This is a genomic window from Serratia aquatilis, assembly GCF_044865145.1.
GTDB classification, from domain to species: Bacteria; Pseudomonadota; Gammaproteobacteria; order Enterobacterales; family Enterobacteriaceae; genus Chania; species Chania aquatilis.
Window position 1 is genome coordinate 15,234 of the sequence record NZ_CP173186.1, and the last position, 11,232, is coordinate 26,465.

Sequence of the window (11,232 nt, forward strand, 5' to 3'; positions counted from 1 at the left end):
GACGGATTAATCACCCGCCGGGGAGATATGTTCCCCAGCGGGTATTCAGTAGCATAATACGCTGATTTATTGTGACCGATCGCCAGCCCATACCACCATCAGCTTATCGCCTTCATGCTGTCGGCTAAAAGCATAGTAATCGGCTGTCTGCTGTGACTGTTGCGTACCAGAGCCAATTGCCGGGTGGCGGGCACGGAACTGGCCTAATACCTGCCAATGTGCCAGCAACGGCGCTTTAGCTCCTTGCAGTTCGCCCCAATTCATATCGGAGCGCGTGCCCTGGAATGGGTCAGAACCGGTCGGGCCAAACGCACGGCCACTTTCATCGCCGTAATAGATCTGTACCGCCCCCGGCGCTAATAACAGCAAATCTGCCGCCCGTTGCTGCAAAGGCACAGAGCCTTTGGCATCGTTGGTGAAGAACAGCCGTGTATCGTGCGAGGAAAGGTAGCTGAGGACGTTGAAGCCTTGCAGCTTGTCTGCCATCTGCTGATAGGTGGTATCGATATTGGAGAAGCATCCCAGTGCCTGGGCGGCCTGATCCTGAAAATCGAAGTTAATCATGGCGTCAAAGCCATTCTGGTAATAATCACTTTTCATTACCCCATGGCCCCAGGCTTCGCCAGTCATCCAGAATGGAGCATCGTCCAGCGCCAGCTTGGGATTGGCAGCCTTCCACTCCGCTAATGCTTTGGCGGCGCGCTGTTTCAGCAGCGCCAGCGTAGGTTTTTCAACATGCTTGGCGGTGTCGACGCGAAAACCATCAATCCCATAGTCGCGTACCCACTGGCTGAGCCAGATAGTCAGATAGTCACGGGCGGTAGCACCAGGAATTTCTCGGGCCGCAGTGTCGGGTTTATGCCGGAAGAACAGCGGTAAACCGCTTGGGCCGGGCGCTTCGGTTTTGATGTCCGGAAGAAAGGCCAATGACATGGTCAGATCGTTAAAGCCCGGTGAGTCGTAATCACCGATATCGGTACGGACCCAGTTCTTGCCCCACCAGTTTTCCCAGCCTTCTTTATCACTGAAGTTAATGTAGTCGTTGAAGCTATGCCAGCTCTGGCCTGGCCCTGGTTGCCAATCGCCCCAGTTTTTGCCCAGGGTTTTTGCTGCTTCGTCGCCCTTCAGGTATAGCGACCCGAACTGAAACTGCTGCATATCGGCCAGGGTGGCATAGCCGACGTGATTGACCACCACATCAAACAGAATACGGATACCGCGCAGGTGGGCCTGTTCTACCAGATTACGCAGATCCTCCTCACTGCCCATATTGGCATCAAGTTTGGTCCAGTCCAGGGGGTAGTAGCCGTGATAGGCATAGTGAGGGAAATCGCCTTTGGTTCCTCCGCCAACCCAGCCGTGAATTTGTTCCAGCGGCGAGCTGATCCAGAGAGCGTTGACTCCCAATTTTTGTAAGTAATCCAGTTTTTGCGTTAACCCGGCGAGATCGCCACCGTGAAACGTGCCGATCTCCTGCATACCGTCACTGCGGCGGCCATAGCTATGATCGTTGGCCGGGTTACCGTTTTCAAAGCGATCGGTCAGGACAAAATACACCGTGGCATTATGCCAGTTGAAAGCGGCTTGCGGCGCTGTATTACCGGACTCCAGCAATAGCAGGCCACCACTGTTAGCCGCAGGTTGCAAGGTGATCTTACCCTGAACCACAGTAGCAGTTTGGCCGGAGTAAAAATCACGTACCGTTTCGCCTTCGGCAAAGGTTCCATTTACCGCTACCGTTATGGGTTGCCCATCCCAGCGTTGGCAGGTTTTAGCTACTGCCGCTACGGTTTTTTCAGGCTCGGCTTTCATGCTGAGCTGCAAGGTTGGCGTACCGCTGCGGGTGTCGATACTGATCTGATAGTCACCGTCACGGAACAGTCGCCAACTGGCGGGAGTAGCATCACTGCAGGGTTGTAAGGACAGCGTCTGGTTCAGTTTAATGGCACCGTTCGGTTGCCAGCACTGCTTGTCCTGATAGAGTTGTAGCGGTCTTTGCCCCTTTGGCAGCGTTGCCTGGCTGGTAAATAAACCGCTGGTGGACTCGCTGAAGGCCGGAAAGCCTTGTAGCGTCCAGTTGGCCAGTGCTGCGGGTGAAAGTAACATCAGTAGAGGAAATGTCAGGCGTTTCATGGCTCTCCTTACGCATGGCAGGAAGCGTTTTTTCGTAGGGTAAGGGCTAGTTTGCGTAATGGAGAGAAAATCGCCTCATCCCAGGACAGGAATTTGGGGGTGGAGGGGGAAGGGGGAGATGCTTGATACACCAGGATTTTTAATCTGAGTAGCGTGGAGGGCTAAATGCCGCACGAGTGGGCTGTTACTCGTACGGCTTTTTATCAGACGTTGCGGCCAGCCATAACGCCACCATCCACGTCCCAGATAGCGCCGGTTACCCAACCTGCTTTATCGGAAAGGAGGAAAGCCACAGCCTCTGCCACATCAACCGGCGTCCCTACGCGGCCAATTGGGTGGAAGCTGTTAAAGCTGTTCATCACCCCTTGGACATCATCCTTCGGAATGAATCCGTCATAGATCGGAGTATGCACCACTGCGGGTGATACGGCATTAACGCGGATACCATTGCCGCCTAATTCAATCGCCAGGTTTCTCGTCAGTGCATGCAGCCCTGATTTTGCCATCGAGTATGCAGATGATGGCGTAGCCCCGATGGCCTGCTGAGCCCACATGGAGCCAATATTTACGATAGAGCCTTGGATACCGGCCTCAACCATATTGCGCACCACATCTCGGGTGATGAAGAATGACGCGCGGTTGATGTTCATATACATATCGTAGTCTGAAGTTTCATGCTCAATAAATGGCTTAGGAAAGAACACACCGGCGGCATTGACCATCAGACTGATATCCCTATGCTCAGCGTTAATGGTCTCCATAACCTGCCGCATACCCTCTTCTTGCATTAGGTCTGCGACGATAATGGCTACATCGCCAATATTTGTCAGATCCTGGCGTGCCTGTTCAGCCTTGTCTGCGCGGTTGCCGACCAGCACCACACTACCGCCATTTTTGAGAACCAGTTTTGCGGTCTCAAATCCCATACCGCTTGTACCGCCAACAACTAAAAGTTTTTTACCGGAGAATAATGTGTTCATTGCTGCCTGCTATTGAATGATGTTTGTTATCAAAGGTGGAGTCGTATCCGCCTTATCGAGTGAGCGAATCATGTCACAGCGGTTTCTTTGCGACGAATGAGAAGAAATAACCAGACGGAAAAGAAAATCTTTCTCGTTGCGCTAAAGCTGAACGATACTGATGAAAAAGCCGTTGGGGGACACAATGCGATCGCTAAACAGACTTAAATGGCTACAAGCCTTTGAGGCTACCGCTCGATATGGCAGTTTTACCGGTGCAGCTGAAGAACTGGGTGTTACGCCTGCCGCTGTCGGCCAATTGGTGAGAGCATTGGAAGACTGGGTGGGGCATCCGCTACTCCATCGCTCCCGATCGGGTAAAGAGCGCCTGACACTAGTTGCTGAAGCGCAGGATGCTTTGCAGGATATTTCGTTGGGGTTGGACAGCCTGGAAAAGGGGTTGAACAAGCTTCGAGGGCGTCGTGCACGCTCTGTCGTCCTGCTGACGGCTTCACAAGTCCTGGTTATGAATTGGTTGATGGAGCGGTTGAATAGATTTTCGGCAACCCATGAGAATATAGACCTACGCCTTAACGTAACGGAAAAGCTGATGGATGTTCCACACGGAGAGGCAGATCTGGGGATCCGTTGCGGAAAGGGGGACTGGCCTGGAGTTGAAAAGACCTGGCTCATGGATGAGGAAGCCGTTCTGGTCTGCAGCCCGCAAATTATGCCGCCGGTAAAGGAACGTTGCGGTGAATGGCTGGCATCACAGAAACTTATTCATGATGACACTCCGCATCCTGGTGCTAACTTTCCAACCTGGGACGAAGTGCTGGCGGCAGCTAATGCCCCTCCGGCATTGGAAAGTACGCTTCATATTAACTCCACGTCGGCGGTTATTCTGGCAGCGCTTAGTGGGCGAGGTGTTGCTATCGTCAGACTGGCATTGGTAAAACAGCTGATTATGCAAGGGCAGTTGCAACAGCTCCACCCAGAGCAGCGCTGGCCGTTGGCATGGTCCTACTATATTGTCACCCAACAACATGCTGGAATGCGCCCTGAAGTCAAAATCTTCTACGACTGGTTGATACAGGATGTGAAATCAGAGCAGGGGTAGGATATATAACAGGTCCTATCCCTTTGCTCATCGATACATGATTACGACACAGAAAATCTACGGTAGAACAGGGATGATTTAGCCGTTGCCTCCACAAATTAACCAATCTGGATCTGGGTTTCTGCATAACGGATACGCTTTTTCTTCGGCGTGGCGAGAAAATAGGCCAACGTCAGTGGTCCAAGCCTACCCGTAATCATCAGCATAATAATCAGCAGTTGCCCTGTAGAGCTTAAATCTGCGGTCAACCCACGTGATAAGCCAACGGTACTCAGTGCGGAAACTACCTCAAAGGCAATGTCCATCAATGGTGCCCGCTCAGTAATGGAAAGCATAAATGTGCTGAAAAAGACAAAACCCATTGAAATAAAAACCAGAGCCAACGCTTTTAGCACCTGGGTGTGTGGCACGGTACGTTGCATGATGGTGACTTCATCCCGCCGCCGTAAAAAGGTGTAAGTTGCCATAATCAGGATCACAAAAGTCCCTAACTTGATGCCACTGGCAGTACTCAAAGAACCACCACCAATAAACATCAGCAGTAAGGTCAATATGTTACTGGCATCTGTCATCGCACCGTAATCAAGGGTATTGAAGCCCGCTGTTCTCGGCGTAACCGCCTGAAACCAGGCGGCAAGCATTTGCTCTTTAACTGGCATATTCCCCAAGGTGGCCGGGTTTCTGGCTTCCAACAGCCATATCAGGCAAAAAGCCAATAGATTGATTATTAATGTCGCCAGCAGAATAACGCGTGTGTTGGTGCTCAGCTTATGCCAAGAGCGGCGTTTTTTGAGATCTATCAGCACCGAGAAACCAATACCACCAATAATAAACAACGCTGTGATCACCAGATTCACTGGTACGCTGCCCGCGTAGCGCGTCAGGCTATCGCTATCCAAGGCAAAGCCAGCATTATTAAAAGCAGAGATAGTGTAAAAAAAACCGCGATAGAGCGCGTTGCTGAGACCATACTCAGGCCACCATATGACGGTAAGCAGGAAGATGCCGATCAGCTCAATGACCACTGAATAGATCAATACCGCTTTAGCCGTTTGAGTCACCTGAGCCAGTGACGTTTGGTTCAACGCTTCTTGAGCAATCTTTTGCTGGGAAAGGCCGATTTTGACCCCAAGGCTGATTGCCGCTACCACAGCAAAGGTCATAAACCCCAGCCCGCCAGCTTGAATCAGTAAAGCAATAACAATCTGACCAAACAGTGTGAACTGGGAGCCAGTATCCACTACCGCCAGACCGGTAACGGTAACGGCGGAAGTGGAGGTAAAAAGCGCTTGCAGCACCGTTAGGGGCTTATGCGTGGCCGCAGGTAACAGTAAAAGCAGGCAGCCTATCAAAACCAGTATCAGAAACCCGATTGCTAATACGGCTGGTGGGCTGAGTGTCAGTGAACGCGCCGGATGCTTAGTGCTACGCAAATAAGGCAGACGTTGTGGTAACCAATTCTTCATTGTTAGACCAACCGTGGTGCCAGTGATTTCAACATTGACAGTGGTCCGGCTAAAACCAGGCAGTCATCGGTTGCTAAAATAAAATCATCTGGCACTGGCGCGACCAATTCGCTGTGCCTCTTTACCAGTACTGTTTTCACCTCATGCCTGGAATTCTTCAACAGCGCTGACAGCACCGTGCCCTCAAGGTGTTTGTGCACCAATATTTCAACCAAATATTGGTTATTACCCAGTGACAGATATTGGTTGATCATTGGATAGTTAAGAGCCTGGGCAACTTTAAGGCCCATTTCTTCTTCTGGGTGGATAATACGGCTGACCCCAAGGCGGGATAAAATAGTGTGGTGTGGATTGGAGCAGGCTTTGACCCAGAGCTGCTGTACTCCCAGATTTTTAAGATGCAGAACGCACAGAATACTGGCTTCCAGGTCTTCACCAATGGCGACGACAACCGCGTCGTAGCGAAGTAAATCGAGCTCGGCCAGCGCTTGCTCATCCGTTGCATCGGCAATAACGGCATAGCTGAGTTTATCTGCCAGTCGATTGATAAATTTTGGCTCAGAGTCGACACCCAAAACCTGATGTCCAAGGCGGGTCAACTCAAGAGAAACCGTGGAACCGAACCTTCCAAGGCCAATAACGGCAAACTGTGCCATAAAAATAGCTCCATGCATTATGCAGCGAACGAAAATAGATTTCTCAAGCTGAATGCTGCTTACCCAGAAACCTGGGATGTCATTCCCAACGGTAATTCAGAACGTCTATGCTTAGCGGCTGGTCCGGCAAGCGTTGATCGCTATCAGAAAGTGTACTTTACCCCCAGCATCGCAGCCTTGTCATCAACCTCAGTGTCTGTCAGACACTGCTACTCGGTTTACAACTTAAGGTAGCGTGTTTTATTTGAGGGCAGCAAAAGGCGATTTACACTAGGCTGTGTCCCTTAATTGCCCGTGGTGCCGTCGCAGACCCAAAAGCCCGTTATCAAGGCGGAGGGTGAAGGGCAGAGTGGCCCTCTGTTCAAACCCGACAACACAGAGAACGGGCTTTTGGGGCGCGACCCTACGGGCTGGGGCCATTTGCGCGCATTGCGGCGTTGTTCGCCGCTTATTTGGTCCACCAAACCTCGCGGCTCACGCCTTGCCCTGTGCGCAAATGACCGCCAGCGGCGCTCGCGTGCAATTAAGGGACACAGCCTAAATCTAGTTCTGTACTGTTAAATAGCAAGCAAGCCTGTTGGAGCAACGATGGCGGGGGGACTTTCGGTGGTGGCGCATAAAAAAATTACAGGTAATAGACTGATTTTAATACGTTATGGCGTGTTAAGCGTGAATGACAAAAATAACAAAGGGTTTTGGGGCACAACCAGTCTGGCTGTTGCCCATTCAGGAACTGAGTTTACGCGGTAGCATAATCAATGCGACGTGCCTGCTTGTAACGTTCCTTCCAGTAGCTGTTATCCAGTTTTGAAATAGTCACACCTACGCTGGTTGAAGCGTGAATAAACTGACCTTCGCCAATGTATACGCCGACATGGAGTTGCCGTGATGAGGTTTTGAAAAACAGCAAATCACCCGTATCGAGCTCATCTTTAGCTACCCGAGAGCCTAATTTTATCTGTTCGCTTGTACTTCTTGGCAAGCTGAAGGAAAACTCATCCTTAAAAACGCGCTGCATGTAGGCGGAACAATCGATGCCTTTGGCTGAATTGCCACCGAGCTTGTAATTTACGCCTTCCCATTCGACGTAATGTGTCAGAATTTTATTAAGCTCTGGCTCATCGTTCAACTCTGAATCCAGGGGGATTAACATCTGGCTTAAAGAAGAAGAATTAATAAAATTCTGTACGGGGGATGCTGAAGCAGCAAAGGTAAATAGCAAAGTCAAAATAAACGAAGAAACAATTTTTAGCATAGTAACGTCTGAGAGAATGTAAGTGGCTATCCTTGATCGCGCGGCCCGTCTGGACCTAATGAGGGCGCGATTCTATACAGGGGTGGATTAAAAAACAATCTGTTTTTGGTTATTTTTTGTTCTTAAGGCCGTAATGCTATCATGTTTTTTAATTTAGTTAATTGATTTGTATAGCTTAAGTTTTTCTAGTTGCGGGCCGCTAGCCAACAACAGCTCAGGCGCAGCCAACACCGTTTTACTTGTTACCGTTCAAATAGCAGATGCGTTCAGCCCACATCTGCATTTTAAGGGTAACGGATATCTGCAGCGGCCCAGTTCATGATCAGTGTGTAAGCTTGGGTTTCCTGATTGAATAAACGCTGTGCCTCCTGAAAACCCTGTTTGCGGTAAAAGCGACAGGCCCGCAGATTCTGCTCATAAACCTCCAGACTTAACCAACGGTGGCGTTGCTGTACGAAGTCCATAAGCGCTTGCCCAACACCCTTACCGTGGTAATGATGTTCAACGAATAAAGCACCTATGAATCGCTCTTCAAGAACGCTGATAAAGCCGGCTATCTGCCCGTTGTGCAGGTAGACCCAGGTTATTGCACGTGGCAGATAACTTTCACGCACCAATTGGGCACTTTGTTGCCAATAGTCTGTAGCAACAAACGGATGTGCGCGGATAGTGCTTTCCAGCCACAATGACATCAGTGATTCAAGTTCTGCCGGAACGGCGTTACGGATCACGCCTTGCATTGTTTTGGGTAACAGATGCAATGGGTAAGATGATCGTTCACCAGACCACTGGCCTGCATAAAGGCATAACAGATGGTGGAACCGATAAATTTGAAGCCACGTTTTTTCAATGCTTTGGACATGGCATCAGAAATCTCGGTTTTGGCTGGCACTTCGCTCAGCGCCTGCCAGTTGTTTAACCGGGGTTTTCCTTCAACGAATTGCCAGATAAAAGTGGCAAAGTCTTCCCCTGCGGCTTCCATGGTCAGATAGGCTTTGGCATTGGTAATGATGGCTTCGATCTTGCCTCGATGGCGGATGATACCACTGTCTTGCAGCAGTATTTCTACATCGTGCTCGGTCATGGCAGCGACGCGTTGCGGATCGAAGTTATGGAAGGCACGGCGGTAATTTTCACGCTTTTTCAGCACGGTGATCCAGGAAAGGCCTGCCTGTTGGCCTTCAAGGCAAAGCATTTCGAATAGCTCTTGTGCATTGGTTGTCGGCTTTCCCCATTCATTGTCATGATACTCAAGATACAACGGATCGGTAGTCACCCAACCGCAACGTTCGTCGCCCATAATAGTATTTCCTATGCTGTGTTTATTTACAGGTAATATCGCCTTATGCTTTCATTTTGGCAAGGTCGCGCACGTTTTATCATCCCTCGGCTTGACGTTATGTGAAAGCCCGCAATATTTACAGCATGGTTGATTAGGCTGTGTCTCAATTGCTCCTGAGCGCCGCCGGTGGGAAATTGAGGAAAACGACCAACGATAAAAAAGGTTGTTTCCTTCATCTTTTGGCTCGTAGGAGTCCTGTTAATGCCTCTGAAAATACGCTACTTACCTCGTCTGGCAGAGCTCGCGGTCGCTCTGGCTTTTTGCCTTGGTGCTCCTGCACAGGCATATGATCAACTTTATGTGTTTGGCGACAGCCTGAGTGATACCGGTAATAACGGACGCTTTACTTATGACAGTAACCAGCATTTGCTGTATGACGAAATACTTGGTCAGCAAATAGGTGGGGGGCTGGTCGCTTCTGACAATGGTGGCTATAACTATGCCGCTGGCGGGGCTGTGGCCGTGCCAGCGCTCAATCCGTTTTACAATACTCAGGATCAGGTGAGTAGCTATCTTGCCCAGGTTAATGGTAGAGCCGACGGTGATAGTTTATACATTCACTGGATTGGCGGTAACGATCTGGCGGCTGCGGCCCTTAATCCGGTAACGGCTCCAGAGGTGGCTTTCACCAGTGCTTTAGCGGCAGCGACGCAGGTACACGCTTTACTGAATGCCGGTGCCGGAGCAGTGATTGTGCCCACGGTGCCGAATATTGGTTCAACGCCCCAATTGATGGAACTGATTATCCAGCAGGCGCTAGGACCGGTACAGGGAGCAGCAATAAATGCAGCTTACGCCCAGCTCAATGCAATCGTGACACCGGATAATGCCTCGCGTCTGGTGGGGCTCCATCAGGCACTCAGTGCTGCTGCACAGCAGGCAAGTACTAATCCATTGGTACAACAGACAATTGCTGCGAAACTTATCGCTGCTTTTGACAGTTTTAGCGAACAGGCTGGTCAACTCACCGATTTCTATAATCAAAGCGAAGATCGTCTGCTGGCGCAGGGCGGTGGCAATATTGTACGGGTTGATATTAATAAACTGTTTGGTGAGGCGATCGCCAACCCGAACCAGTTTGGTTTTACCAATACTGCCGGTATGGCCTGCCCAGCCGGTGTCTCTTCGTCGGTGTGCAGCTCATCAATGCCGGGCTTTAATACCGAGCAGTCTTATCTGTTTGCCGACCATTTTCACCCTAGCCCACGGGCTCACCAACTGATTGCCGATTATATCCAGGCGGTGCTTGATGGTCCGGCGCAGGCGGTAGCTCTCAATCAGGTAACGGCTGCTGTTGCGCGTGACAGCCGCGCCACTCTTGATAGCCGACTTCAGCAGTTGCGATCTGGCGGTAATCCACAGGGCTCTCTCGGGGTTTTCGGCGGTTATGCGGGGCAACGCTATGATTATGCGGCCAATAAGGTGGCTGGGGATGGCGATGCCACGACGCATAACCTGACGGTTGGGGTGGACTACCAACTGGCGGACGACTGGCTGATAGGTGCCCTGATATCGGGTTCCAGTGACAATCAGCAACCCTCCAGCCGTTACGAATACAAGGCTAGCGGGATACTTTTATCTGCGTTTAGCGCCCTGACATTGTTTGAGAAAGGGTGGGTGAACGCGGATTTGCACTATGCCAGCGTCAATTATGACGACATACGCCGCAGCATACAGCTTGGTACGCTGACGCGAACGGAAACGGGGGAGACGGACGGTAAGCAGTGGGGGGCAAGGGTTACTGCGGGTTATGACATACCGCTCACGGCGTATTTGACCACCGGGCCGATGGCTCAGCTTGCCTGGGATTACAGCAATGTTTCCGGCTATAGCGAAAATGGCGACGATAGCACCGCGATGCGTTTCAACGATCAGACTTACCGTTCGCAGATTGGGGCTTTGGGCTGGCGGATGGATTCTCAACTGGGGATGTTCAACCCTTACGCTGAGGTGAGTTATCAACACCAGTTTGGTGATGACGTTTACCGTGCTGGTGGTGGGCTGAAATCGACGCAAACGTCATTTACCCGCGACAGTGCGAGCCAGGATAATAATTGGGTGGATGTCACTGTGGGAGCGAATATGCCGCTGACCGATCGGGTCGGTGCTTTTGCAACCGTTTCGCAAACTGGTGGCCTGAGTAGTGGCGAGCAGTTTATGTATAACGTTGGGATTAGTGCTCGATTCTGATATACCCGTCGCCCTTCAAGCTGCATGGGTGTTGGCTGGGCTTACTCATCCCAGTCACATAGTTATCTATGCTCTTGGGGCCTCGTAAGCTTGCCGCCTACAAGCAACTCG

9 protein-coding genes are annotated in these 11,232 nt (G+C 50.8%); 2 read left to right on the plus strand and 7 right to left on the minus strand.

Annotation, left to right across the window (positions count from 1 at the left end):
* Positions 1-66 precede the first annotated feature (66 nt).
* Positions 67-2,133, minus strand: coding sequence for an alpha-amylase (locus SAQUA_RS00070; protein WP_380679319.1), 2,067 nt, complete (start codon positions 2,131-2,133; stop codon positions 67-69).
* 203 nt (positions 2,134-2,336) lie between these two features.
* On the minus strand, positions 2,337-3,113 hold the full coding sequence (locus SAQUA_RS00075) for an SDR family NAD(P)-dependent oxidoreductase (protein ID WP_380679316.1): 777 nt from the start codon (positions 3,111-3,113) through the stop codon (positions 2,337-2,339).
* 184 nt (positions 3,114-3,297) lie between these two features.
* Between SAQUA_RS00075 and SAQUA_RS00080 the strand changes: the two genes are divergently transcribed.
* Positions 3,298-4,212 carry a LysR substrate-binding domain-containing protein gene (locus tag SAQUA_RS00080; protein ID WP_380679313.1) on the plus strand — a complete coding sequence of 305 codons (915 nt, stop codon included), beginning with the start codon at positions 3,298-3,300 and terminating at the stop codon, positions 4,210-4,212.
* 98 nt (positions 4,213-4,310) lie between these two features.
* Here SAQUA_RS00080 and SAQUA_RS00085 read toward each other — a convergent pair whose 3' ends face one another.
* The 5 genes from SAQUA_RS00085 to SAQUA_RS00105 form a co-directional block, all read right to left on the minus strand.
* Positions 4,311-5,678 (minus strand): TrkH family potassium uptake protein, encoded by a 1,368-nt coding sequence (locus SAQUA_RS00085; RefSeq protein WP_380679310.1) that lies wholly within the window; start codon positions 5,676-5,678, stop codon positions 4,311-4,313.
* A gap of 2 nt (positions 5,679-5,680) precedes the next feature.
* A complete protein-coding gene (locus SAQUA_RS00090) occupies positions 5,681-6,334 on the minus strand; it encodes a potassium channel family protein (protein WP_380679307.1) in 654 nt (217 codons plus the stop codon).
* A gap of 739 nt (positions 6,335-7,073) precedes the next feature.
* On the minus strand, positions 7,074-7,589 hold the full coding sequence (locus SAQUA_RS00095; protein WP_380679304.1) for an NlpC/P60 family protein: 516 nt from the start codon (positions 7,587-7,589) through the stop codon (positions 7,074-7,076).
* Between the two features lie 284 nt (positions 7,590-7,873).
* Positions 7,874-8,329: an N-acetyltransferase gene (locus SAQUA_RS00100; protein WP_380679301.1), complete on the minus strand. Its 456-nt coding sequence runs from the start codon at positions 8,327-8,329 to the stop codon at positions 7,874-7,876.
* Positions 8,317-8,889 carry a DNA-3-methyladenine glycosylase I gene (locus SAQUA_RS00105; RefSeq protein ID WP_380679298.1) on the minus strand — a complete coding sequence of 191 codons (573 nt, stop codon included), beginning with the start codon at positions 8,887-8,889 and terminating at the stop codon, positions 8,317-8,319. The genes SAQUA_RS00100 and SAQUA_RS00105 overlap by 13 nt, the downstream gene beginning before the upstream one ends.
* Positions 8,890-9,132: 243 nt before the next feature.
* On the opposite strand from SAQUA_RS00105, the gene SAQUA_RS00110 reads away from it, so the two are divergent.
* Positions 9,133-11,121 (plus strand): autotransporter outer membrane beta-barrel domain-containing protein, encoded by a 1,989-nt coding sequence (locus SAQUA_RS00110; RefSeq protein WP_380679295.1) that lies wholly within the window; start codon positions 9,133-9,135, stop codon positions 11,119-11,121.
* Positions 11,122-11,232 lie beyond the last annotated feature (111 nt).